General features: G+C 66.1%; 22 protein-coding genes and 2 pseudogenes. 1 reads left to right on the top strand and 23 read right to left on the bottom strand.

Annotated features, from left to right (window positions below):
* Positions 1-106: 106 nt before the first annotated feature.
* From D892_RS0136765 to D892_RS0136680, 20 genes and pseudogenes are all read right to left on the bottom strand, one after another.
* On the bottom strand, positions 107-1,606 hold the full coding sequence (locus D892_RS0136765) for a DHA2 family efflux MFS transporter permease subunit (RefSeq protein WP_024806040.1): 1,500 nt from the start codon (positions 1,604-1,606) through the stop codon (positions 107-109).
* Between the two features lie 48 nt (positions 1,607-1,654).
* On the bottom strand, positions 1,655-2,488 hold the full coding sequence (locus tag D892_RS43065) for a sterol desaturase family protein (protein ID WP_036567753.1): 834 nt from the start codon (positions 2,486-2,488) through the stop codon (positions 1,655-1,657).
* Between the two features lie 32 nt (positions 2,489-2,520).
* On the bottom strand, positions 2,521-3,495 hold the full coding sequence (locus D892_RS0136755) for a 3-oxoacyl-ACP synthase III family protein (RefSeq protein ID WP_024806039.1): 975 nt from the start codon (positions 3,493-3,495) through the stop codon (positions 2,521-2,523).
* Positions 3,496-4,599, bottom strand: a complete 1,104-nt coding sequence (locus D892_RS0136750; protein ID WP_024806038.1) for a CaiB/BaiF CoA-transferase family protein — start codon at positions 4,597-4,599, stop codon at positions 3,496-3,498.
* Positions 4,596-5,324 carry an SDR family NAD(P)-dependent oxidoreductase gene (locus D892_RS0136745; protein WP_024806037.1) on the bottom strand — a complete coding sequence of 243 codons (729 nt, stop codon included), beginning with the start codon at positions 5,322-5,324 and terminating at the stop codon, positions 4,596-4,598. The genes D892_RS0136750 and D892_RS0136745 overlap by 4 nt, the downstream gene beginning before the upstream one ends.
* Positions 5,321-6,616 carry an NAD(P)/FAD-dependent oxidoreductase gene (locus D892_RS0136740; protein ID WP_024806036.1) on the bottom strand — a complete coding sequence of 432 codons (1,296 nt, stop codon included), beginning with the start codon at positions 6,614-6,616 and terminating at the stop codon, positions 5,321-5,323. The genes D892_RS0136745 and D892_RS0136740 overlap by 4 nt, the downstream gene beginning before the upstream one ends.
* On the bottom strand, positions 6,613-7,374 hold the full coding sequence (locus D892_RS45945) for a 1-acyl-sn-glycerol-3-phosphate acyltransferase (protein ID WP_024806035.1): 762 nt from the start codon (positions 7,372-7,374) through the stop codon (positions 6,613-6,615). The genes D892_RS0136740 and D892_RS45945 overlap by 4 nt, the downstream gene beginning before the upstream one ends.
* Before the next feature lie 41 nt (positions 7,375-7,415).
* A complete protein-coding gene (locus D892_RS0136730; RefSeq protein ID WP_024806034.1) occupies positions 7,416-9,179 on the bottom strand; it encodes a fatty acyl-AMP ligase in 1,764 nt (587 codons plus the stop codon).
* A gap of 16 nt (positions 9,180-9,195) precedes the next feature.
* Entirely contained in the window at positions 9,196-10,881 is a 1,686-nt protein-coding gene (locus D892_RS0136725; protein ID WP_156959857.1) for an acyl-CoA dehydrogenase family protein, read from the bottom strand.
* Complete coding sequence (locus tag D892_RS0136720; protein ID WP_024806032.1) at positions 10,878-11,291, bottom strand: nuclear transport factor 2 family protein; 414 nt, start codon at positions 11,289-11,291, stop codon at positions 10,878-10,880. Before D892_RS0136720 ends, D892_RS0136725 begins: the two co-directional genes overlap by 4 nt.
* Before the next feature lie 7 nt (positions 11,292-11,298).
* Complete coding sequence (locus tag D892_RS0136715) at positions 11,299-11,868, bottom strand: SGNH/GDSL hydrolase family protein (RefSeq protein WP_024806031.1); 570 nt, start codon at positions 11,866-11,868, stop codon at positions 11,299-11,301.
* Positions 11,865-12,128: an acyl carrier protein gene (locus tag D892_RS0136710; RefSeq protein WP_024806030.1), complete on the bottom strand. Its 264-nt coding sequence runs from the start codon at positions 12,126-12,128 to the stop codon at positions 11,865-11,867. The genes D892_RS0136715 and D892_RS0136710 overlap by 4 nt, the downstream gene beginning before the upstream one ends.
* Before the next feature lie 15 nt (positions 12,129-12,143).
* Entirely contained in the window at positions 12,144-13,397 is a 1,254-nt protein-coding gene (locus D892_RS0136705) for an acyltransferase (protein ID WP_024806029.1), read from the bottom strand.
* Between the two features lie 80 nt (positions 13,398-13,477).
* Entirely contained in the window at positions 13,478-15,202 is a 1,725-nt protein-coding gene (locus D892_RS0136700; protein ID WP_024806028.1) for an FAD/NAD(P)-binding protein, read from the bottom strand.
* Positions 15,199-16,299, bottom strand: a complete 1,101-nt coding sequence (locus D892_RS0136695; RefSeq protein WP_198037082.1) for an alanine--glyoxylate aminotransferase family protein — start codon at positions 16,297-16,299, stop codon at positions 15,199-15,201. Before D892_RS0136695 ends, D892_RS0136700 begins: the two co-directional genes overlap by 4 nt.
* The gene (aepY, locus tag D892_RS0136690; protein WP_024806026.1) at positions 16,286-17,386 is read right to left on the bottom strand and encodes a phosphonopyruvate decarboxylase; all 1,101 of its coding nucleotides are present in this window, start codon (positions 17,384-17,386) and stop codon (positions 16,286-16,288) included. The genes D892_RS0136695 and aepY overlap by 14 nt, the downstream gene beginning before the upstream one ends.
* Complete coding sequence (locus D892_RS44665; protein ID WP_036567744.1) at positions 17,383-18,231, bottom strand: isocitrate lyase/phosphoenolpyruvate mutase family protein; 849 nt, start codon at positions 18,229-18,231, stop codon at positions 17,383-17,385. The genes aepY and D892_RS44665 overlap by 4 nt, the downstream gene beginning before the upstream one ends.
* A gap of 770 nt (positions 18,232-19,001) precedes the next feature.
* A pseudogene (locus D892_RS49010) lies at positions 19,002-19,088 on the bottom strand (transposase); the annotation flags it as partial.
* Between the two features lie 195 nt (positions 19,089-19,283).
* A pseudogene (locus tag D892_RS49895) lies at positions 19,284-19,483 on the bottom strand (alcohol dehydrogenase catalytic domain-containing protein); the annotation flags it as partial.
* A gap of 563 nt (positions 19,484-20,046) precedes the next feature.
* Positions 20,047-20,535 (bottom strand): hypothetical protein, encoded by a 489-nt coding sequence (locus D892_RS0136680; protein ID WP_156959856.1) that lies wholly within the window; start codon positions 20,533-20,535, stop codon positions 20,047-20,049.
* Between the two features lie 444 nt (positions 20,536-20,979).
* Between D892_RS0136680 and D892_RS44295 the strand changes: the two genes are divergently transcribed.
* The gene (locus tag D892_RS44295; protein WP_198037080.1) at positions 20,980-21,426 is read left to right on the top strand and encodes a putative phosphothreonine lyase domain-containg protein; all 447 of its coding nucleotides are present in this window, start codon (positions 20,980-20,982) and stop codon (positions 21,424-21,426) included.
* Between the two features lie 134 nt (positions 21,427-21,560).
* Here the strand turns inward: D892_RS44295 and D892_RS0136670 are convergent, their stop codons facing one another.
* From D892_RS0136670 to D892_RS0136660, 3 genes are all read right to left on the bottom strand, one after another.
* Entirely contained in the window at positions 21,561-22,418 is an 858-nt protein-coding gene (locus D892_RS0136670; protein WP_024806022.1) for an SAM-dependent methyltransferase, read from the bottom strand.
* Between the two features lie 506 nt (positions 22,419-22,924).
* Positions 22,925-23,932: an o-succinylbenzoate synthase gene (locus D892_RS0136665; protein ID WP_036567741.1), complete on the bottom strand. Its 1,008-nt coding sequence runs from the start codon at positions 23,930-23,932 to the stop codon at positions 22,925-22,927.
* Complete coding sequence (locus D892_RS0136660) at positions 23,929-25,380, bottom strand: hypothetical protein (protein WP_024806020.1); 1,452 nt, start codon at positions 25,378-25,380, stop codon at positions 23,929-23,931. The genes D892_RS0136665 and D892_RS0136660 overlap by 4 nt, the downstream gene beginning before the upstream one ends.
* Positions 25,381-25,427 lie beyond the last annotated feature (47 nt).

Raw genomic sequence — 25,427 nt, 5'->3', positions numbered from 1 at the left:
CCAACCCAGACACACCCGCCGGACCACGGCCAGACTAGCCCACACCCGCGGGCACGCAAACACCTCGTCGCCCCGGGCCCGATGTCGCATACCGGAGCCCGGTCGATCAGCCCGCCACGACGTCCACCGCGTCGGCACGCTCGGTGGCATGCGCCGCGGCCGCCTGCTCCCGCCCGTGTAATGCGATGGCCAGCACCGTCGCCACGATGAACGCGCCGGCGGGCAGCAGCAGGGCATGGCTCATCACCTCGGCGAGTTCGGAGCGCAGCGGCGGCGTCAACGGTTCGGCGCCGCGACGTTCCGCGGTACCGATCCGAGCGGCCAGCTCCGCGGAAACCCCCATCTGGATCGACGCTGCGATAGCCGCGCTTCCGAGTACTCCACCCAGCTGCCGCACCGTGTTGTACATACTCGACGCCGCGCCCGCCGCGACGGACGGCAAATGTCTTGTCGCCGTTGCGCTCAGCGGTCCGAAGATGCACGAACTCGCCATACCCGCCAGCACCGATACCACGAGCAACTGCCAGACCGGAGTCCCCGGCTTCGCGATCGCGGCGAACAGCAGGATCGCCGTGGCGAAAAGGAAGAACCCGGTGCCGAGTACGTACCGTGGATGCACCTTGTCGACCACGCGCCCGACAACCGGCGAAAGCCCAACGGCCAGCACGGCCATCGGCGTCGAGACGAGCGCTGCCTGGATGGGTGTCATGCCGCCGACGAGCTGCAGATAGAACATCTGCGGGGTCAGCATCGCCACCGTCGCGAAGCCGAGGCACAGCGCGGCGATCGTGCACACGGTGAAGTTGCGATCACGGAACAGCGACAGTGGAATCAACGGATCCGCAAGCGAGCGTTGACGAATCGCCAGATATGCGATCATGACGACGCCGAAACCCATGAGCAGCCAGATCCACACCGGCCAATGACGTTGATTGCCGGTGTGTACCGCGAAGACGAACGACGCGACACCGACGGTGGAGAGCACCACGCTGACCGAGTCGAACCGGTGCCGACGCCGGGGCAGATCCGGCACGAACCGCCAGGCCATCAGCAGCGCCACGGCACCGAGCGGCAGGTTGAGATAGAAGATCCAGCGCCAGCCGAGCAGGCCGGTGATCAGCCCGCCGAGCAGCGGCCCAGCCAGCGTGCCGAGCCCGAGCGTCGCACCCCACAATCCCATTGCCGCGCCGCGCTTTTCCTGCGGGAACACCCGGTTGATCAACGTCATCGTCTGCGGTGTCAGCAATGCCGCGCCGACACCTTGCACAATGCGCGCGACGATCAGCATTTCGATCGACAGCGCCAATGCACACAGCAGACTGGCCACGGTGAAAATCAACAGACCGAGCTGATAGATCTGCTTCGGACCGTAACTGTCGCCGAGGCGACCGGAAATCAGCAGCGGGCAGACATAGGCGAGCAGATAGGCACTGGAAACCCAGACGACACCGTTCAGGTCGGCGCCGAGACTCTGCTGAATGTTCGGCTGAGCGACCGCGACGATCGTCGCGTCGACCAGAATGAGAAAGAATCCGACACAGAGCGAGCTGAGCATCGCCCACGGATTGAGCTCTCGTTCCGCCGCCACTCTCTTCCGAATGTCCATCTACTCCGCCCCTTTGGACCAAGGTGACCGAACCCCGCCTGACCGCCGCTATGCTACAGGAGGCCGCCAGCCCGGCCTGCCGAATACGTACATGAGTGCTTCCCGCCGGTTCTTGGCGGATCGCACGTCCGCGATCATGTTCTTGAACTCGTACGTCTGCAGTTCCCAGAGGTTGAACGTGCCCACCTGCTTCGTCAGACCATAGACCGGCTGCTCACCCTCCGGAACGAATGTCCCGAACAGCCGGTCCCACAGGATCAGGATGCTGCCGAAGTTCTTGTCGATGTACTGCTGCTGCGTGCCGTGATGTACCCGATGATGCGACGGGGTCACCAGCACGGCCTCCACCGGCTTGGGCAGTGTGCCGATCTTCTCGCTGTGCGCGAAAGCGCCGTACACCAGATGAAACGCGTGCACGAAATAGATCACCGCGGGATGAAAACCGGCCAGCGGCAACGGCAACCAGATGATCTTGTCGAACCACAACGCCCATTTCCGGCGAAACGCCGTGGAGATGTTCAGGTACTCGCTCGAGTGGTGCACCTGATGCCCGGCCCAGAGCACGCGCACCGCATGCGACGACCGGTGAAAAACGTATACGCCGAGATCGACGGCGACGAACAACACCAGCCATTCACCGAACTTGTTCATCTTCCTTTTCTTCGGTGCCACATGCTCATACAGATACATGTACGGCACCGTCGCCAGCGCCTTCATCGCGGTCGACGGCGCCAGGGCCGTGCCGCCGGTGAGGACCGACGCGCCGACATCCTTCAGATATTCCTGCCGATCCTTCTTCTCCCCGATGGATATGACCATCTCGGTCGCCAATGCCAGCAGGATGAGTGGCAGGGTCGTCTTGATGGGATCCTTGAATTTCATCCCCGTACCTCAATTTTCGATATCTGTTGTGCTCAATACCAAGTCGCGACGACGGCCCCGGCCGTCATGCCCCCGCCGATGCCGGCGAGTAGATAATGCTCGCCACGGGCGAACGCGGTGTCGTCCCGATCGGCGACCATGGTCAACGGGATCGATGCCGCCGCGGTGTTGCCGAATCGGTCGGCGGTGATCGGCACCCGGTCGCGCGACAGCTTCAGCACATCCGCGCACGCCTCCACCAGCCGGACATTGCCCTGGTGCAGGAAGGCGCGGTGCACGTCGCCGACCTCGAGACCGCTCAGCGCCAAGGCCGAGTCGACCACTTCCGGCAGCGCGTCCAGCGCGTACTCCTTCACCGGCCGACCCTGCATCCGGAACCGGTCGGCGCCCGCCGCCAGTTCGTCTCCGGTGGTCGGGCGCGCAGAACCGCCCGCGGCCACGCCGACCAGGTCCCGATGGCTGCCGTGTGCGGTGAGCGTGTGCCCGCGAATGCCGAAACCGTCCGGCACCTGCCCGAGCAGCACCGCCCCCGCCCCGTCGCCGAACAACGCACAGGTGCGCCAGTCTGTCCGATCGACGATGCCCGAGTATCGATCGGCGCCGACCATCAGGACCATGCCGTCGTCGTCGCCCGCGTCGAGCAGTCGGCTACCGATGACCAGTGCGTAGAGGAATCCGGTGCAGACGGCGTTCACGTCGAAAGCCGGGACCCCTTCCAGGCCCAGCTTTCCCTGCACGATCGCGGCGGTGGATGGCTGCGGCTGATCCGGCGTCGAGGTGGCGACGATAAGGTAGCGGATGGTCGCCGGGTCGAAGTCCGGCAAGCCGCGCACGGCCCGCACGGCGAGATCCGAGGTGGCCTGGCCCGGCGCGGCATAACGCCGAAGACCGACGCCGGTGCGCTCGATGATGCGCTGCGCGTCTGCACCGGTCCATTCCGCGATGTCCGTGGCGGCGATTTCCCGCGACGGGACGTACCCGGACATCGCCACGATTCCGACAGCCATCTACTTCTCCCTCGCATATGCGCCGCGATCCGCATTCCATGACGAAAGAACCTGCGCAGCAATGCATTCCGTACCCGGGCCGATCGCGTCGGCCGGTTGGCCCGCGAACCGGACCGGCCGGCTGGGCCTGCTGTGACCGCCGCTCTTGTAGAACAGGTGCGGCGTATCGCGCACGGCCTCCTCGAAGGTGCGGCACACGGTCACGCAGGCCTCGACGCCGTCGAATCGCTCGCGCCACCGGGTACTGCTCAGCTCTGCGATCCGAGCCGCGATCCTGGCACCGGTGACCGGCCAGCGCTGCCGATCCAGCTGCAGCTCGGCCAGGTGCGGCAAACCAATGCCGTCGAGGAAGTTCACCCAGAATTTCGGTTCGATCGCGCCGACCGCGAGCCATCGCTCGTCCTGGCAGCGGTAGGCGCGATAGAACGGCGCACCACCGTCGAGCAGGTTGCCGCCGCGGGCACCGATGGCGTCGTCCGCCAGCTGTCCACAGAGCATGGCCGCCAAATAACCGGCGCCCTCCAGCAACGAACTCTCCAGGACGCCACCGCCGGTGCGCGACACGGTGTAGAGCCTGGCGAGGATTCCGGTGACCAGAGCCATGCCTGCGCCGCCGAAATCGGCGACCAGGTTCAGCGGCGGAATCGGTTGTCCCGCAGTGCCGATCATATCCAGTATGCCCAGGTCGGCCAGGAAGTTGATGTCGTGGCCGGGTAGCTCGGCACCGGGCGTCCCACTGGGCCAACCGGTGACCCGCGCATACACCAGCGATGGATTGCGGGTGAGGCAGTCGTCAGGGCCGAGACCGAGCCGCTCGAGCACGCCGGGCCGATAGCCTTCGATCAGCACATCGGCCCGCGCGATCAGCTCGGTCGCGGTAATCCGATCGGACACGTCCTTCAGATCGAGACGGACAATACGCTTCTCGTCGACGAACGGATCCAGCTCCGGGGATCCGACCACGTCGAATCGGCCCGGCCGCTCGATCCGAACCACATCGGCGCCGAGGTCGGCGAGGAGCATCGCCGCGAACGGCGCGGGGCCGAGCCCGGCGAATTCCACCACTCGCACCCCGTCCAGGGGGCGTTGGATACTGACGTTCACAGCCGCACACCGCCATCGACGCCGAGCACCGCACCGGTGACGTAGGTCGACATCGGCGAGAGCAAGAATTGCACCGCCGAACTCAGCTCATCGGCGGAACCGAAGCGGCGCATCGGGATTCGGGAGGAGTAGCGCTCGAACATCCGCGTGTCGTCCATCACCGCCCGGCCCATGCCGGTGTCGAAGAAGCCGGGCGCGACCGCGTTGACGCGGACCCCGAACCGGGCCAGCTCAGCGGCAGCGGTGCGAGTGATCGCCTCGATCGCAGCCTTGGTGCCCGAATACACGCCGGCACCGGGCATACCACCGCCGGCCATCACCGACGAGACCGCGACCACCGAACCGCCGTCGGCCGAACGCAGGTGCGGCACCGCATATTTGAGGGTGCGCACATAACCGCCGACATTGACGAGCAGGCTGCTCTCGACATCTCTCATATCGGCAGCCGCGAGCAGCGAGTTGTAGCTGACTCCCGCGTTGGCCACCACGGCATCGATACCGCCGAGCCGTTCGGCCGCCTCGGCGAAGCCGCGTTCGACCGCATCGTCCACGCCGAGATCCATGCGTACCCAGTGCACTTCGCTCGGGCCTGCGGGCGGCTCGACGCGGTAGGTGCCGACCACCTGCGCACCCGCCTTCCGTGCGTCGGCCACCAGCGCCGCACCGAGCCCACGGTTGGCCCCAGTGACGACGATGCGCAGACCGTCGAGCAATCCGCCGTTCATCGCTTTCCTCCCGTCACGCGAGCCAGGACGAACGCTCCGGCCTCGCGCTGTCCGACGTGTTCTTCGGTGCGCCGCCGATACTTCGGCGGCGGCACCACCCGCAGTGGCCGGCCCGCAACGCGGCTCGGATTGTCGGCCTGCGGGTGCTTTCCGACCTGGATGTCGCCGGTGATCATCCGGTGCACGACCTCGGCCTGCAGCTCCGCACAGCCCGCTGCGCCGCCCTTGCAGCGGGTCTGGTTCAGTAGATAGAGGCCGGGCGCTTCGGCATCGGCCACATCCAGGAACAGCCGGTCGTGCTCGATGGTCTGCCGCACACTGTCCGGCAGGTGTGAGGTGTCGGCCCGGTAGCCGGTGGCGGCGAGCACCACGTCGTACCGACGCCGGGTGCCGTCGTCGAATTCCACCTCGGTGTCGTGCAGCGCGGTGACGCCCGGTCGGCGCGTCAGCCTGCGGTGGCTCAGCATCGGCACGAGATAGTCACTGGGCGTGGGGACTTGGTCGAACAGATCGTGATCCGGTTCGTCGAGACCGAGCCAATCGTAGCGGCCGACCATCATCCGCACCGCGGTGCGCGCGACCATCGTGCGCAGCCGTGCCGGGATGAGCTTCAGGATCACGCCGCCGTCGGACGGATCGACGGGCTTGCCGAAGAAGCTCTTCGGCGCGATCCACTTGCCGCGCCGGATGCTGATGTCGACCTCGGACGCGTAAGGCACCAGATCGCAGGCGATGTCGACCGCGGACGGTCCCGCGCCGACCACCAGCACCGAACGGTCGAGGTAGTCCCGGCCGTTGCGGTAGTCGGCCGAATGCAGCACCTCGTACCGCGGCTCGCCCGTCACCGGGATCTCGCAGCGCGGCACCCGGTAGTGCCCGCAGGCGGAGACTACCTGGTCGAACTCGGCGGCGAAATCATTACCGGCCGTGCGTGTTCCCTCGACCCGCCATCGGTGGCCGTGCGGCACCACCGCGGTGACCCGCACGCCCCACACCCGTTCGGCGTCGGTGCACAGGTCCGCGCACTTCGCCAGGTAACTACGGTATTCCAGGTGATGCAGGTAGCGGTCCCGCTCGCCCGGCTCGATCGGGTGGGCCGAGAAGCCGGATCGGTTCCGCGAGGTGATCATGTAGAGCGCGCTGTAGACCCGCCCCGCCCGCGAGCTCTCCCACCACAGCCCGCCGGCCTCGGTGTCCTCGGATATCCAGCTGACCTGTAAGTCCTTGTCCTCTTGAAGTTTCAGGACGGCCGCGATGCCGAACAGGCCGCTGCCGATCACGCAGACCCTCACCGCTGTTCACCCCCGACGACGGAAAAGTCCTTCGAGTAGCGGTCCACGTACTCCTGACCGCTGAACGCGGCCAGCGACCGCATGGTGGCGTCGGTGAACGAGCGCAGCCAGTCGTAGTCGGCACCGTCGGCCGGCGCGGGGACCGGGTCGATCGGTGTGCCGAAACTGATCGTCACTTCGGTCGGCAGGAAGAACTTGGGGCTGGTCAGGTCGATGGTGTCGGTGCCGGTGATCGATACGGGCAGCACCGGCACCCCGGTGACAGCAGCCACCCGGGCAATCCCGGTGTGTCCTTTGTACATTCGACCGTCCGGAGTGCGGGTTCCCTCCGGGAACACCGCCCACAGGCAGCCGCTGCGAATCACCTCCGCGGCGGTGTCGATCGCGGTTCGCCCGGCGTCACCGCCGCTGCGGTCGGTGGCGATCTGATTCTGATTGTCGAAGAACCACTTCTTCACCCGCCCCACGAGCCCCCTGCCGCCCCAGTATTCGGACTTGGCGAAGAAGTACACCGGACGCGGCGAAGCGAGCGAGATGTAGAGCGGATCGATCGGCGATCGATGGTTGCTCGCCAGGATCATGCCGCCGCTGTGCGGGATGTTCTCCACGCCGTACACCTGGAGGTGACCGATGGCGCGCAGCGCCGGGCCCATCGCGATGTACTTGAAGAAGCGGTGAGTCCGGCTGGGTACGTCACTGAATCGGCGTTCCCCACTGGCTTTTTCGGGCGCGACGAGGTGTTGCTGTTCGGATGTCATGGCGTTCCTGATCGTTGTTCGGAAGGTGGCTGCGGGCCGGATCACGATGTCGCGCTTGCGGAAAGCAGTTGGGCACCGCGCAATCGGATGTCGGCGGCCGCGGTGTTCTCGTGCAGCACGGGTAGCGCTCCGGTGAGCCACTTCGTCCTGGCCTCGGCGCGGCGGACCTTGCCACTCGTGGTGCGCGGCAGCGCGCCGAACTCGGCGAATACCACGCCGAGCGCGCCGAGTTGGTGCTGGCCGTTCACGTGAGCCGATACCTCGGCGGCCAGATCGGTCAAGCCGACCGGGCCGGTGCCCGCGTTGAACAGTTCGACCGTGAGCACGGCCTGCTCCGCGCGGTCGTCGCCGGTGAAGGCGAACGCGGCCGCGCCGGTCGCCCACGGCACGCATTCCAGCGCCGCGCCTTCGATGTCGATCGCGTCCACGTTGCGCCCGTTGATCACCAGGATGTCCTTGAGCCTTCCCGTGACGTACAGCTCGCCCGCCAGCGCGAAGCCGAGATCGCCGGTCCGCAGGAACGGGCCGCGTCCGTCGGCGGTGTAGGCGTGGAAGGTGGTCGCGGTCAGCTCGTCGTCACCGCGATATCCCCTGGCGACGCTGGCATTTCGAGCCCAGATCTCGCCCACCACGCCCTCTGGCGCGGGGGTGTGGTCCGCGACGCGCGCGATGATCACCTCGTGCTCGTCGATCGGCCCGACCGAGACCAGAATCCTGGCCGGCTCGGTGGCCCGCACCGGGCAGGCGATGCCCTCGGTGGCCAGCCGGTCGAGGTCGAAAGACCGCACGGTGGGCATGGTCTCGCTCGGGCATCCGGTGATCAGCAGCGTCGCCTCGGCCATTCCGTAGCACGGCACCCAGGCGATGGGATCGAAGCCGACCGGCGCGAAGCGCTCGCGCATCAACTCCATCGTGCCCGCGCGCACCGGCTCGGCACCGTTCAATGCGGCACGCAACGTCGACAGATCGAGCCCGCCGGTGCTGCCCACCCGCTTGGCCGCCAGCTCGTAGCCGAAGTTCGGCGATACCGTCAGGGTGGCACGGTGTTCGGTCATCAGCTCCAGCCAGCGCCGCGGCACTCGGACGAAGTCCTTGGCCGACATGTAGGCCGTGGAGAAGCCGGTGCCCAGCGGGTGCAGCAGCAGACCGATCAGGCCCATGTCGTGGAAGTGCGGAATCCAGCTGACACCGAAATCGGCAGGGCTGGACGTGATCACCCCCCGGATCTTGGCCACGTTGTCGGCGATATTGCGCTGGGTCACCATCACTCCTTTCGGGGCGGAGGTCGATCCGGACGTATATTGCAGTACCGCAACGTCATCCGGGGTGGAGAGCGGTTCCCCCGTGTACGTCTTCGCCGCGGCGAAGACGTCGGACGCAACTACCTCGAGCGCCGCACCGCCCGGCCCGACGATCGAGCGCCAGGTGGCCAGCGAATCGCTGGTGGCCTCGTCGGTCAGCACGAATCGGGCCTCGGTGTCGTCGACGATCCGGACCACTCGGGCGAAGGCCCGTGGATCGAGATCCGGTGTCGGCACCGGCACGGCGACCAGCCGAAGGTACATGCAGGCCAGCAGCGCCTCGATGAATTCGAGCCCCTGCGGGTATGCCAGTATCACCGTCTCGCCCGGTTCGGCCAGCTCGCGCAGGTGCCCGGCGACATGTCGTGCGCCCCGATCAAACTCGGCGAAAGTTCTTGTCCGAGAGACTCTTCCGTCTCGCAGATAGCGGTAGAAGGTCACCGTCTCGGTGCGTTTATCGCCTAGCTCGGCATACCAGTCGGCGATGAATGATCGGTCGTGCATCACGCCCCCTTTGTTTCTATTTCAGTACCGTGAACGAGCCGAGGTCGCGGCCCGCCGCAGCGGTCATCTCGGCCCACAGCACGGTGGTCAGCGAGCCCGGATACTCGTGGTCGACCCGCAGGCGATCGGCCACCCGGTTCAGCGCCAGCGCCAGCATCGCCTGCCGCGTCGGGTCTTCCGCGGTACCCGGGGCCGCCCAGATGCCGAGGATCGAGCAGGCGGCGTAGAACAGCGCATGGCGGGCGGCCGCGGCAAACCCTGCTGTCGAGTCGGCCGCGACGTGGCGAGCTTCCTTGTCATAGAACAGCTTTCGCGCTCGGTCGATCGCTTGCACCGCAGTCAGCAGCCCGGCCTGTGCGGCCGGGTCGAGGCCGGCCCGGTCTGCTGTCGCATCGCGGACCAGCGCGGGCCACTGTGCGGTGATGATGTCGGTGCCCTCGTTGGTCAGCGTGAGGTCGGCGCCGCGCGGCGCCCACACCGGCACCGCCCGGTCGAGATCGAACAGGTACTCGGCCATGTCCGCGTCGGTGTTCTCGGGCCGATAGAGCGGCAGCTGGCTCGCGATATTGTGCAGGTTGACGTGGGTAGTGCCCTCGAAGATGCTCGCGATGTCGTGGTCACGCCGCAGCTTCGGCAGGATGCCGTCGGCGAATCCGTCCGTCAGATAGCTGCGCGCCGCGAGCACCCGGTGCATCGAGCCGATGACCTCCTCGCCGAGCACCGGCACCAGATACTTCACCACCGACGACCACATACTGAGCTGACCTGGGCACACGCTCAGTGCCCGCGCCACCGGCAGCGCCGTGCACTCGGCGATCACCAGGTCGAGGTGTGCCGTCACCAAATGCTCACGGACAGCCGCGATCTCGCTGATCGGTGCACCGTAGAGCACCCGCTCGGCTGCGTATCGCATGCCGATCCGTAGGACGGCGTCCATGGTGCCGAGCGACAGCCCGCCGATCGCGGTGCGGGTGATCTGCAAGGCTTTGAGCACCTGCACCAACCCGAGCCCCGGTGCGCCGAGGTAAGCGTCGCGCGGCAGGATCGTCTCGGTGAAGGTGATGCCGCTCAGATCGTGGCCGCGCAGGCCGACGGTTGTTACAACCGGCAGATTGCTGATCGTCGACTGGTCGATGCGGTGCTTGTCCACGAGGACCAGGGAGTATGCGTTGCGATCCGAACGGGCGAAGGCGGTCATGAACCGGCCCGCCGTGGCGTTGCCGATCGGCCACTTCTCGCCGGTCAGCACGAGGCCGTCGGGCGTCGGTGTCACCGCGGTCTCGGTGGCGCGCAGGTCGCTGCCGTGCGCACGCTCCGAAACGCCGAAGGCGGCCAGGTCGCCGTTCAGCAGTCCTTGTGCCAGGAGCTGCTTTTGCGCCGCCGACCCCCACAGCCAGACCGGGTTCGCCCCGAGAAACGAGGATCCGTATTTGACCGCGAGGGTGAGGTTCCTGGCGGCGAGTACCCGGGTCAGCCGGATCACCGTTTCCAGATTGTCCAGCGAGCCGCCGGCCTGCAACGGCACCATCCAGCGCGGGAAACCCGCGTCCTCGACCAGCTCGACGGCACCGGGCGGCAGGCTGTCGGCCCGTTCGCCGGCGACGATGGCGCGGTAGCTCAGCGGGCCGTCCGGTTCGAAGGGATCACCGACGGCCTCGGCGAAGGCGGCGGCCACCTCGGTGGCCCGTGGCAATACAGTCACGTCCGACTCTCCAGTTCGAGCATCTTGGCGCCGACCACCCGCGCCAACGTCATCGCGGCGGGCAACGGCCGCACCAGCACGGTCAATTCGGTGATCGCGCCTGCCGCGTCAAAAGTCAGCAGGTCGATTCCGGTCAACGCCTTACCACCGACCCGCGCCTCGAAGACGAGGATTTCCGCCTCGGGCGCAACGTTTTCGGTGTCCGACGCCGCCCGGAACTTCGCGGTGTAGCGGAACTCCGCCAGCGATTCGGTCAGTGCGTCCACCAGCTGGCCGACTTGGTCGGCGCCGTGGTACGGCTTCTCCATCACCGGGCTGCGGAAGACGACGTGCTCGTCGAGTGCGCGCAGTAATGCTGTTCTGTCACCGTTGCTTACGGCGTCCTCGAACGCCGCAGATCTGAGTTCCATCCCATGGTCATTTCTCTCGCAGGAATCTCACGAGCTCACTCGTGAGCCGGTCGTAGCCCGGTTCGGACAGATGCAGTCCGTCGGCGCACCACAGGGCCGGGTCCTCGGCGTCGCCCAGCCGCGCCGGGTCGAAGAACGACGCGGCGGCGTCCGCGCACAGCGCCGGATACAGCTCGTTCAACGTCGTCAGACGGGCACCGAGGTTGCGCCTGCGGATCCGGGACAGCCGGGCGGTTGGCGCGATCGGCGGGACACCGATCACCACCACTTGGCCGTGCGGCGCGAACCGGGCCAGGAATGTCGCCATCCACTCCGCGACGATCACCGGTTCGGTGCCCGCGTACGCGTCGTTGACGCCCGCGCTGACCAGCATCACACCAAACGCTCCGACGTCGCCGGTGAGCTCGAGCAGCCGGTTGGCGGTCGCGCCGCGCTCGGCACGCACACCGTGCGCCACCTGACCTATCCGTAGTTTGGCCGCCACCCGGCTGACCAGTGGCGAGCCGGTGCCGCCCGCGGCCGATGGCACCTCGGCACCGAGCATGAGGCTGTCACCGACCCCGAGCAGCCAGGTCATCGCTCGACCAACCCCAACACCACTTCGGCGAGCTGCAGCAGGGTGCGCGCGCCGGCCACTGCGCCGAGGCTGATCTCCTGTTCGAACCGGTCCTCCAGGTCGCTGACCAGGCTCATCGCATAGACCGAGTCGACGCCGTAGTCGGCGAGGCTGCGCCGGACATTGATGCTGCCGGCCGGCTTGTCGAGATAGAACTCCGCGCGTTCCCGCAGCCATTCGGCCAGGGTCTCGATCGATTCCACGGATCCGACTGACGTCATATCCGATCCCTTCTCTCACTTGCCTTGACCGCTGACTCCGTCGAAGCACGCTGCCGACGGGCGGTTTCGAAACAATTTCTTGGCGTAGTCGTAGGCAGGCACCTCGACCAGCTTGTAAATGGGCACGGAGACCGCGACGACGACCACGAAGTAGAAAAGCATCACCGGAATTCGGATGATGGGCTCGTAGGTATCGGCGAGCGGGATCTCCAACCAGCGCGACACTGCCTTCAGCAGGAAGGGACAGGTCGGCATGAATATGAGCAACTGCACCGCGTACATGCCGTAGGAGAGTTTCCCCAGCCACACCATGATTCGCGAGCGCAGAAACGAGGGCTTGGCGCCGAGATCGGCTTGCGCCAGCGCGATCACCAGCAAGGTGAGCGGCACCAGGCCGGCGGCGGCGCGCTGCAGCGGCCCTGGCGCGAGAGTGCCGAGCGCGTAGCAGGCGACCACGATTGTCCAGGCCGCCGCGGACCGGATGCGCGGCATCCGGCCGCGCAGAATCAGCACGGCGGCGCAAATGCCGAGCAGGAATTCCAGGAACCGGTACGGCGGAAACGCCATGGTGAACCAGAAGGTCGCCTCGCCGCCGATGTGACCGGTACTGAAAAACCTGATATGCGCGTCGGCACCCGCCACGTCGATAAAGGCCCGCACGTAAAACGGTGTCAGAAAGGCCAGTGCGACGGTCACGCCGGAGACGAGCCAGATCACCCCGGTGCTCGCGCGACGCAAGGCCAGCAACGCGATCGGGAACAGCAGATAGAAGAACAGCTCGGTACTCAGCGACCAGGTGACGGGGTTGAGCCCCATATAGATCTCTTGCCACGGCACCCACGACTGCGTCAGGGTCAAGTGCGTCAACACATTCCAGCCCGAGAGCGGCATGCCGAGCAACACGATCGCCGCACCTGCCGCCAGGCTCGTCACCAGATAGACCGGATACAGCTTGCCGATGCGTTTGGCGTAGAAGTTCGCCAGCGAGGTGTCCGGTCTGGTCGACCAGGTCAACACGAATCCGCTGAGAATGAAGAAGCTCGACACCGCGAAGTTCCCGCTCATATCCAGAAAGCGCGGCCGGTCGATGGTCGCGAACGCGAGCTTGCCCGCCCCGTCGAAGGCCAGCTGGAAGGTGGTGAAATGGAAGACGAATACCAACAGGGCGGAAAGTCCCCGCAGGCCGGTGAGTGAATCGAGATTCGCAGCCTGGACGACTTCCGCTGTGCCGGACTTCTCCGGGCGTGCCTTCGTCGTCGTCTCGAACACTGTGCTCCCCCCTGATACTTCCGCTGTGTCCGCGGTTGGCTCACTCGTGCGTCGGCGTGCGCGCGGCAGGACGCGAATACTCATGCGATGGCCGACAATCCCTCGAGCCCGAGGTCGGTGACCTGGGCATATCCAGTAATTCGGCGGCTGAAACCCTGTGACCAGGACCGCACTTCGCGAGCGACCTGGTGTCCGGTGCCGGGGCGCAACGCCGACGCTTGCAGCAGTGCGCCGTCGTCGACGTAGGCGCCGACCGCGAACAGGTTGCGCCGCAAGCCATCACCGGCGACGACCCGCATGGCGGCATCCACCGCGATCCGGTCCTCGCGCCGCTGCCCGGCGCCGAGCCGGATGCCGGTGGACACGTAGCCGCGCTCGGCCAGCCGACCGAGCAACGTGCCGGTATCGGCAAGATAAGCACGCGGAATGTACGCCTCGAGCACGGTGTGCGAATCCGATTGTTCCGCAGTGGAATCAGCGCCGAACTCGAGCCGCCCGGCCCGAGCCAGCGTCAGCATCTTGGCGTAGACGCGCGGCGACGGTCCATTGACGAAGCTGTTGATCGAGGGCAGGACCCGCTCGGTCACGGCCACCCGGTGCTGCGGCGGCAACGATTGCACCAGTGCTGACAACTGGTCACGGCGTTCCCGCAGCACGAATTCCACCGCGGTGACCACCGGATCGCGCGGCACGCCTTGCACTGCGGCGGCCAGCACCTGCGGTGAGGCGAAGAGTGTGGGTGCCGGGTCGATACCCCACGGCGCCAAGGCACCGAGCACGGTTCTGGCCCGCTGCGTCGCCTGGGAGTCCAGGATGTCATCGAGCGAGCCGCAGACCTGTACCGCGCGTCTGACGAGGGCGGTCGTGTTGTGTTCGACGATCGGCCGCGCCGCGTACGGCAGTGCGCAGACTTCCGCGATAACGTCGGCCACGGAGGCCGCCAGCCAGGCCGAAATACGTTCTGCAGCCTCGGCCGGTGCGTCGCGGAGTACGTCGACCCGTGGCGCGGGTAAGCCGGTCAGGCCCGCGAACGGGTGCTCCGCGCGGTGGTACGGCCGCGGCCAATCCAAGTGAGTCCTACCGCCGCACAATCGGATCGATCGTGGCTCCCGGCCCGACGGTCGGTACGTTCGCGCGAAACAATCGGTGTCGTCGAAGATTCCGCCGCGGCCCTCGGTGAGCACCAGCACCGCGTCCAGCGCAGTCAGTCCTTGACCACGGACCACGACGGTCCCGGCGGACTCCGCGTCCGCCCACGCCGCGGTGTAGGAACGACCGTCGACGAGACCGTGACCGACCGAGAGCAGCACTTCGTCAGCGACGAATTCCTGCCCGGCCGCACAGACTATTGGGTGCGAGCCATCGGCGTCGATCGTCTCGACCGAGTGCCGGTGTAAGGCGAGTTCGACCCCCCGGTTCCGCAGTAGTGCCGCAACGGATTCGAAGGTCTCGCGCAGTGCGAGCCCATGCAGGCGACGCGGCGGAAAGAACGCGCCGAGCCGCTGCGATGTCATCCGCTCCACCCAGTCGTGGAAGACGGACGGCACCCCGGTGGCATCGCCATTCTGCGGTGCGAGACTGCGCAGCTGCGGATACAGCGCGATCTGATCCGAGAGTCGATTCATCTCCAGATATGGCGGCAGGGCGGCGCTGTAGACCCGTCCGGCGCCGAATTCGCCCATCGCCTCGAATACCTCGATGGTGAGCGCGTCGGCGGGCAGGCCACAATCGATCAACGCCAGAAGGTCGGACAGGGCGTAGGTCGTGCGTGGTCCGCCGCCGACGATGGCCAGTCGATACCTCATGCCGTACCGCCCGTGACGAATTCGGTTAGCGCGTCGAGCAGCCGGGCCACGTGCGCCGGCGTCAGCTGCCCCATCGAGGACAGCCGCAGATGCGTTGTGGTGGTGGGCCCTTGGCCGTGATAGACCTGCACCTTCCGATCGGCGCACCACTGGTTCAGTTCCTCGAAAGAGCGCCCCTCGGGCAGCCGGTAGGCGGCCAGCGACGAGCCCGACTGTCCCGGTGGGACCAATCTCGGCATGTGCAGGCCGGCCAAGTGCTCGGTGATCTCGTCAAGGATCTGCTGATAGCGTGCGCCGCGTGCCGCGACGGTTTCCTTGTGCAGCAGCGTCAGCGCGTGCTCCAGCGCCGCAACGATATTGGTCGGCGGTGTGAACAGTACCGATCCGGCGCGTTGGGCGTCGAAGTGCTTCGCCAGGTTCAGCGTCAGCGGCATCGAGTCTCGCCGCAATCGAGCCAGTGCCGACGCGCCCGCCAGCACGAAACCCAATCCGGGCAGCCCCTCGATACATTTGTTCGCGGTGCCGACGATGAATGCGTCCGGCCCCGAGACCGGGATCTTCTCGGCGCCGATGCTGCTCACCGCGTCGATGATCATGGTGGCACCTGCCTGGTCGGCCGCCTCGGCTATTGTGCCGACGTCGTTCAGCATCCCGGTGCTCGTCTCGTGATGCACGACGCTCACCACGTCGGGCTGCCACCGGGCGATGAGTTGCTCGATTTCCGGAAGGTCGAGTTGTCCACCGAATCCGGCGATGAATGCATGGGATTCGGCACCGTACGCTTGGGCGAGTTCGTGAAGCCGCTCGCCGTAGACGCCGTTGACGATCGTGAGGAAGCGGGACGGGCGAGGGGGCGACTGTGCCGCCGTGGCGAACACCGATTCCAGTGCGCAGGTTGCCGATCCGGGAAGCAGCACGGCTTCGGCGGTGGGAATCTCACACAGCGCGGCTAGGCTCGCTCGTACCTGCCCGAGCAGCGCGGTGAATTGCGCACTGCGATGGCAGATATCGAGTCTTACCGCGGCCTCGCGCGTCCCGGGGTCGGTGAGCACCGGGCCGGGGTTGAACAAGCCGAACTGCACGTCAGCTATCGACATCGGGGCACAGTTCCTTTCTGAGTTTCGCCCACTCCTGCGCGGGTCCCATGGCCGGTCGCGGCGGCACCGCCGTGCTTTCCGCGATGCGTACCTCCACCAGGTGCGGACCGTCCGCATGCAAGGCGGCGGTGAGTGCGGTTCGCAATGTGTCTGTGGTCGTGACGCTTTCGGCATGGCGGTAGCGGCAGGCGAGCGCGATCGCGGGGATGTCGACGTCGAGGCCGTAGCTGCCTTGCGCACCGGTGGACGCGTGACAGCCGTTGTTCAGCACGATGTGCACGAGATTCGCCGGTCGGCGTGCACCGATCGTCGCCATCGCCTCCAGGCGCATCAGCAGTGCACCGTCGCCGTCGAGCACGACCACCTTGCGGTCGGTCGCGATCGCCGCGATGCCGAGGCTGAGGCTCGACGCACAGCCCATCGAGCCGACCATCGAAAAGCTCGGCCGGAGCCCGGCCACGGCATCGGACAGACTTCGCCCGATATAACCCGTGGAACCGATGATGACGTCATTGTCACCGCAGGTCGCGCAGACTGTAGCGATCGCCTCGTCGCGGTCGAGATGTGCTGCGGCATAACGTGTTTGCTCGGCGAGTATGGGTTCCAGCGCACCACCGCCGACCAATACCGCAGTGATCCCGGCGCCGGCGAACGTGACAAGTGCCAGGTCGGACTCGGTGACCTCGCAATCGAGCACGATCGACTCGATGCCCATGGCCGCGAGCATGGGGACGGTCGCACTGCCCATCAGTCGATGCTGTGGTTCGTCGACCGTACCCGGCTTGCCGCGATAGCCGATCACCAGGATGAGCGGTGCGTCGACGAGAGTCGCCAGTGAGGTCAGCGGGTTGACGGTGTTGCCCAACCCGGAGTTCTGCAACATCACGCAGACCCGCGCGCCGGACAGCGTCAGCCCGGTCGCGATGGCAACGGCCTCACCCTCGTTGTTGGCCAAGGTCGTTTGCACCGATGGATGCCGTTCGGCCTGATTGATCAGTGGCGCGAGAGTGCTGCACGGCACGTAGACCACCTGGATGCAGCCCGCGTCGGTCAGCGTGCGCAGTAGCTCGCCGGGATGAACGGTCACCTCAACTCCCGGACCTTGCGCTTCGCACGCTCTTCCAACCGGTGTAGTTCGTCCAGCTCCTGCAGGTCGAAGATGTCCTCGATGCCGGCGATGTCCGGCTCGACCGCATGGGTGCCGCCGTCCCGGATGATCCGGCCGAAGACCGACTCGACCGCCCGGATCGCCGCGCGCAGACCATGATTCGCATAGATCACCCGCGCGTACCCGTAGGACCGCAGCTGGGACGCCGTGGTCGAGTAGTAGGTCGTCGGCACCGCGATCAACGGGGTGTCGTATGCCCAGCGCTGCGCGAAATCACGGATGCTCTCGTCCGACTTCGACCGATCGTGCACGAGGATCGCGTCGGCGCCTGCCTTACGGTAGATCTCGGCGCGGGTGAGCGCGGACTCGACCGATTCACCGACCACCAGTGCCTCGGTCCTGGCCACCACCTGAAATGCCGGCTCGTCGACCGCATCGCGAGCCGCCGATATCTTGGCCGCGAAATCGCGCGGATCGAGTATCGACTGACGTCTATTGACGAAGCTGTTCATCTTCGGAAACGGCTTGTCCTCTATACATACGCCGGCCGCGCCCGCCTCATAGTGATATCGGGCCGCCAACCTGGCATTGGTCGAATTTCCATAGCCTGCGTCACAATCCACCAGAATGGGTAGACTGGTCGCCCGAATTACCGGACGCAGAATTTCGAGCTGCTGGGTCAGTGTGATCAAATCCGCATCCGGCACGCACTGGCTTGCCGAGATTTCCAACCCACTGAGCCAGATCCCCTCGAAACCCGCTCGCTCGGCTATCTTAGCGCCGAGCGCGTTATGAACTCCCACATATCGCTCAATTGTCGACATGCCATATCCCCCTGGATATCTTTTCCTTATTGGTCTTCGATACGACGCCCGGCATCGACGCTGAACTTCGGCACCGCTGCTCCACAGCTGGTCAGGTCATTGACGCGACCGTACCCAGCCGGTGTCGTACGACCGGCGCTGTGTTCTCAGCTGGTGCTGCGCGAATGCAGCTTGCTGATTCTTGATGAGACGGCAGTGCGCGAACTCCCCGATGCGGCCGCGCACCACCGGTGTTCAGTTACGCCATGCGGCTGTCCGGATGGGCGCCGCCCTATTACGGCAGGAAATTCCATGATGGTCGATGCGAGTGAACATCTATCAGCTCCTCGATATGCAGGATAGAAAATAGAACTCGTCGGCCCGAAGGGCCGTATTGTGCAGGCCGAGCATTGTTATATCGACCACCGAAATCGGCTCATGACAATGCAAGCACGCGACATTGCGCGCAAAATTAGGTCACGGCAGCTGGACTGAGATCAACAAAGCCAACTCAGTGACTATCCAAGAACTCCCCCGTAGAGTTCCCCCATGTCAGCCAACTTATCATCGACTGAATCAAGATAATACGCGACATACAGGTCACTGACAAGTATCTCGTACCTTCTCTATCGAGCCGGGCAGTGCGGCGTTACAACCGGCGCGAGTCCGGGCGGATCACCGGGCCTGCCGCCGCGTCGGTGCCGCCGCCGATCCCCAACATCCTTGCGCCGCAACCACTCCTGCGTGGGTCGCGGAGCGCGCGCCCCACACCTCGCGAAACAGACCAGTCCGACGGTGTTGAACGCGTCCGGCAGGCCCTTCAGTCCGTCACATACGGCTATGCACACATCGGCGACACCGCGGTTGCACAGCGCGGTTGCGGGAATAACGATCACTTGATCGGCAGGAATTGCCCTGGTCGTATTCGGTGGACGAGAAAGGCCGGACAAGACAAGGGGCCGGACGCCGCCGGCCTGTCTGCTCGGATTCGTCTGACACGGTCACGGCGCGAACGGCCACCTTCACGCCGACCCTGGGTCGGCACAGCCGTACAGACCATGCGGCGGCCGCCTGCTGAAGTCGAGTGACGGCGGGATCGGCGCATGGGAGACGCCACCGCCGGCTCGGCTTGGGCGACCTCTTCAGCGGAGCTGAACACGTTATCGCCGCCGGGCACGGCCGCAACACCCTCGCCGAGTTCGTCGACCACGCCCGCCGCCTCGTGCACCAGGATCTGCAGGAGCTCCCTGCTCATCAGACCCTCGCGCTTCTTCCCAGCTCGAGCCAAGGATCGCGAGCCGTGAAGGATGCCACAGCAACGTACGTGACTCCTGCAGTATGAACGTACGTGACTCCTGCAGTATGCCGACCGCCGCTGCTCATGCGAACAGGGCTGTCTCACAGCGCCCCGACATGACCGAGGCTGTGGCCGACCACAGCGGTGCGGTCGTCGGGCTCGCCAATGCCGTTCGCCGCCAGGTTAATCCAAGTCCGGGCTCGGGAGCCGGGAGTGTTGAACGGTGTAGGTTGCGTTAGGAGTATTCGGCTCGCGCCGAGCCGGACCATCTCAGCTCGTTGACCTGCGGTGTTAGCTGTCAGCACCCCCCGAGGGCGTGAACCTGCGACGCATAACCTGCGGGTTTCTGAACCCCGACGGCGCCGGTCTGTTGCAGATCCGCTTTGACCTGCGCAAACGCGACGTGGACTGGTGCCCCCGGCGGGGCACTGTGAACATGGGAACGGCCGCGAACTGCGGTTTTCGGGTGGTCAGCTGGTGATCGAAGCCGATTTCGCGTTGTGACCATGAGTTTCATACCCTGCCGCGCGGCGGCTGGGCTATGCCGCGTTGAAGGAGCGGGCGTAGCCGCCGATGTTCCATACCACCCACCGGAATTCGATGGGCGAGAACGGGTACCGGGCCGACACTCCGGGGACCGGAGAGATGGGCCAGAAGCAGACGTGGCAGCGGTGGCAGTAGCACCCACGGTCCCACGCCGCCTCTGCGGCACCGCGGCCCCGCTGCACTTCGCGGTTGCGGCGGGTACGGCTCGCGGCTTCCACGAAGGCAATCGCCGATGGCACTGCCCCGATCGCGGCGAACACCAGCGCGACGAGGGTGGTTCCGATGATGGAGCCGATCGAGGAGTCATCGGCGTTGACCTTCCCGACCACTACGGCACCCATTGCCGTCAGCCACAGCAGCGTCGGCATCGACAGGCAGGCCCCGAGTACTATCGGCCCTCCGGTTGACACCTGCGATGGTGCAGGCATCGTCGCGTGCGCCAAAGTCGTAATGGTTGTCCGATTGACCACCGAGGTGCCCACGACCGGTATCGGGCCCGTGGGAGAAACCCCGCCCCCGGAATATCGGTCGGTACCGGAAACGGTGGACACCCCAGTCGCGTGCAGCGCCGGAATGCTTTGTACCCAGTCCGCCCGGTCACAGCTCGGGCATGACATGTCGACCATCCGCGCGTCCCTTCGTCCGGAGCGTTCCCCCCGACGCCCAGTCCGAGCCGTGAGCGGGCCGCCGGTGTGGTCTTACAGGTTCAGGCGATAGACCTTCTATATAAGACTCGGCATCCTGGCACAAGTGTTTCGTCGTGCCCGGCCGGGCGTTGAGTTCTCGGAGCCTTCTGGGCGGTCATGGTCAGCAACATCGGCAAGTAGTCGATCAGCTGGTCGAAGCTGCTGAATACCGTTCGGTCACTGCAACGGGTGGCGAGCCAATGCGTTATGTCGGCGTGTGCCGGATTTACGGTGGGCCGCATGGCGGAGAAGAACGGTCTTGCTGGACCTGGTCGACTTCAACCTGACCGGCGCTGGTTGTCGGTATGGCAGCCGGGTGGCCGATACGGCAGCTGGGGAGGCAAGTGGATGTTGTTTCCTGAACCAGCTGTGCTGGCCTACTCCTGGCAGATAATCGGCGACGCCACTCTCGCCGGCCAACTCGGACCGGAGTCGGATGCCCGTACCAGCGGCAACCTGATCTGTGTCTACACGACCGACCATCGCGACGTGGACGACGTCACTCGCGTGCTGAACTCCCTGCGTACCTTGGGTTTTCATCAGCGGCTCATCTACAAAGAAGATTTTGCGAATATGCTCGGCACACGTGAGGCTCTCTATGTCTCGGAATCCAAGCGTCGGGAGGTTCGCCAACTGCGGGTGTCTGAAGCAGTCCGCATCTGGGGGCCAGCAGGGCAACCAGAGTGACTGGCCGCGCGGCGTCTGCCTCCGGTTTTCTACGCTCGACCTTTGGTACTGCCGGTGGATCGCACGGCAGCGGGTGAGGACCTCCCCATCAGGCCATCGGGGTGCTCGCGTGACGCACGGCAGGGTCCGTGGGTTCAGCCTTTGCGTGCGACTCCGGCGTAGAAGCCGACTTGTGTGTCCAGGTCTGTGGCATCGACGGGATGGCTGGGTTCAGGGGGGCGTTTGTTCGGCAGCGGTACCTCGATGTCGGCGTGCCAGCGGTGTGGCGTTGTGATTCCGGGTTCGACGAGTTGCAGGCCGGTGAAGAGGCGCTCGATCTCTTCGCGGGTGCGGAATTGGGCGTCCATGCCGCCTGCTTGATAGATCTCGGTGATTTTCGCGAAGGTTTCGGCGTCGAAGTCGGGTGTGGCGTGGCTGGTGACGAGGTAGCTTCCGGCGGGACAGGCGTCCATCAGGGTGGTGACGATGTCGTAGGGGTGTTTGCTGTCGGGGATGAAGTGCAGCAGAGCCACCAGGCTCACCGCGACGGGTGTGCTCAGGTCGAGGGTGTTGAGCAGTGCGGGGGCGGTGAGGATGTCGTCGGGGGTGGTGACGTCGGCTTCGACGTAGGAGGTGCGGCCTTCGGGCGTGGAGTTCATGAGAGCGCGGGCGTGGGTGAGGACCAGGGGGTCGTTGTCGACGTAGACCACGCGGGAGTCCGGGGCGAGGGCCTGGGCGATTTGGTGCAGGTTCCATTCGGTGGGGATGCCGGTGCCGATGTCGAGGAACTGGCGGATCCCGGCGCGGGCGAGGAATGTGGTGGCGCGGTGCATGAACTCGCGGTTGATCCAGGCGGCGAGCTTGACGGTCGGAAATGCCTGTTCGACCTTGGCGGCCTGGATCCGGTCGGCCTCGTAGTGATCTTTGCCGTTGAGGTACCAGTCGTACATGCGTGCCGGGTGCGGCCTGTCGATTCTCAGATCGATCGGCAGGCCATTGTCGGCGACGGACACGGATCTACTCCCCGTTATTCGTTCGGATCGGCTGCACTGGCCCCGGCGAAATCCCCTTCGTGCACTGATCACTCTATCGTGGTTCATGGATCGTCGTTGCTTGCGGTCCTCTCGTCTGAGACGTTGCCACTGGCAGCGCGGCACGCGACCTGTTCGGCCCGGAGCGGGGATTGTCGCACCGGCACGATCGGCTCGGGATCGGTCACCATGCGGATATACCGACCTGGCTCGGCAGACACACCCAGTGATCGAGGCGAGGTACCCGGTCGTGGTAGGCCCGGAAACCGGGCGTCCTCGCCACGTGTTGGTCTGTTAGCGTCCACTGAACGTCATGGGCCATGAATCTCGTTCGGCCCGTGCGAGCAACGCCGTAAACTGGCGGCGGAAGTGTTTCGAGGCAGGGCCTCAGAGGAGGCCGAGCTGTGGTCCGGGTTGCCGGGCCTGCGGCAGCGGCAAGTTCCCCGATCAATGCTCGCGGCATTCGCAGCCCGTACGGTTGAGAGTCGTTACTGGTTGCCTCGCTGCTCGAGCTCACGCTGCACGCGGGCCAATCGTTCGTGCCACCACGACGCTCTGTCTGGGTCGGTGAGCTGGAATTTGTCCAGCAGAGCCGGGTCCGGGGTGGGTGGTGTGCGCGGGACGGGGAGGTATCCGTCGACCGGGCGGAACGAGGCGTCGGCGGGCACGGTGTCGCCGTCGAGGAGGCTCAATGTGCCCAGGCCGCAGGCGAAGTCGAGTTCGGGTAGCGCACCGGCGAGGGCGAGTTGGGCGGCGAGACCGACGCTGGTCTCCAGCGCTGAGGACACCACACACGGCAGTCCGGCCGCCTCGGCGACCTGGAGTGCGCGGCGGACACCGCCGAGCGGGGTGCATTTGATGACCGCGATGTCGGCGGCTCCGGCGACGGCGACCTTCATCGGGTCCTCGGCTCGGCGGATGGATTCGTCGGCGGCGATCCGGACGTCGACCTGGCGGCGTACGGCGGCGAGTTCGTCGATGCTGCGACACGGTTGTTCGACGTATTCGAGTCCGTCGGCGGCCTTGTCGAGCTGCCGGATCGCGGTGACTGCGGTATCGGTGTCCCATATGCCGTTGGCGTCGACGCGGATGTGTCCGCTCGCGCCGAGTGCCGCGCGGACTGCTTCGACGCGGGCGAGGTCTTCTGACAGCGACTCGGGGTGGTCGGCGACTTTTACTTTCGCGGTGCGACAGCCCGAGGCTGTGACGATGTCGTGTGCGCGTTGCGGGCCGACGGCGGGAACCGTGGCGTTGATCGGGACACGGTCGCGGACCGGTTCGGGCCAGCCGATACTGGTTTGCTCCACGGTTGTGGCCAGCCACGACGCGGCTTCGTGGTCGTCGTATTCGGCGAACGGGCAGAACTCGCCCCAGCCGAGGGAACCGGGGACGAGCATGCCTTCACGGATGGTGATGCCGCGGAAGCGGGCGCGCATCGGGATGGCGTATACGCGGGCGGCGGCCCAGTCGATGGCGGGGTCGATGGCGGTGGTCATCGAGATACGGTGTCCTCGTTTCGGGATGCGGTGGGCAGCAGGCGGGTGATGCGCTGGTCGAGGTCGGCGAGTTCGGGTGATCCGCCTGTGTGGGGGCCGAGGTTTCGTCGCAGGGTGGCCAGCTTGTCGTGGCTGCGTTGGCTGCTGACGTGGGTGGCGGTGCGCACGGCGTCGCGGCCGTAGGCGGCGGCCTGCTCATGGTCGCGACCGACCAGGTGCGCGGCCGACAGGTCGATCTGCACGAAGCAGCGGCTACGGGTGCGCCACGGCTCGTACTGGGCGAGAGCGTGGCCGATATGGTGAATGGCCTGCTCGGACTCGCCGAGCGCGCTCAGGCAACGACCGACATCGGCGGCCAGTTCGGCTTCGGTGTAGAAGCTGAGCCAGGTGGGCTCGGTCTCGGGTCGGACGCGATCATAGGACTGCTCGGCGGCCCGGATTGCCCGCCGGATCGCGGTGGCTTCACCGTCGCCGAGCAGTACCAGCCCGCGGGCTTCGACGGCCGACATCAACGCGGTCAGCGCCGGAGTGGCGGCCCGGCCGGCGAGTTGCTGGCCGGTGCGGGCCAACGCGACCGCTTGGCGTGCGTGGCCGACTCGGTGCCGGTCTTTCGCTGTGGCGTGCCCGATCTGCACGGCCATCCTGCTCATGTGCGACAACACGTTCGCGGCGTAGAGGCGGTCCCCGGCGCTCATGGCCAGGTTGAGGGTTTGGATGTAGTAACGCTGCGCCAGCGCGTGGCGCCCGACGTCGGCCGACGTAGCCCCGGCCAGCCATGCCGCCTGGGCGACAGCACCGAGCAGTGCCTTGCCGGTCTTGTCGGAATAGCTGCCGTGCAACACCGTGCCTGCCTCGCGGTTGAGCAGCGCGATGATCTGCTGGCGGACGCGTCCGGAGCCGTACCGGTGGTCGAGGCGGCGCAGGTGAGCGACGGTTTCGGTGATGATTTCCACGTCCGGCATCCCGATTCGCGGTCCTGTTGATCGGGCCGCCGACGGGCTGGGCGGGATGGTGAGCGCGAACAGGGCCGGTTCGGCGAAGGCTGCGGAGGTGAATGCCGAGCCCAGCAGGAACCTGCGTCGATTCATGTCCCGTCCTGACATTTCCACTACGGTGCGCACTGTCTGCTCCAGTGTGCCCGAGCAGTGCAAGCCGTCGTGCGGGTCCTCCTCGGCCGGGGTCTGATCGGCGAACCCGCAGTCGGTGACGCTCACCTCGCGGTGTAGCTGCTGTGACAGCGCTCGGGCGACCAGTCGCGGCACCGGCCAGTGTGGCTGTGCCCCGGCCAGCATCCGCGTCACCGACGTGGTGTTGGTGCCCACGTGGTGGCCCTGTTCGGCGCCTGCGGCTACGACAGCACGCGCGAGTGCGCCCTTGCTCAGGTCGGCCTCGTCCAACAGCTTTCGCAGCAGCGGGTTGGCCCCGCTACCGGGCTGGGTTGTGTCCATGTCCGTCCCATCGGCACATGTTCGATACCCACGATCGTCGCTCACCG

This window comes from Nocardia sp. BMG51109, assembly GCF_000526215.1.
Classification (GTDB): Bacteria; Actinomycetota; Actinomycetes; order Mycobacteriales; family Mycobacteriaceae; genus Nocardia.
The sequence above is the reverse complement of the archived record's forward strand: the minus strand, read 5'-3'. Positions and strand labels throughout refer to the sequence as shown.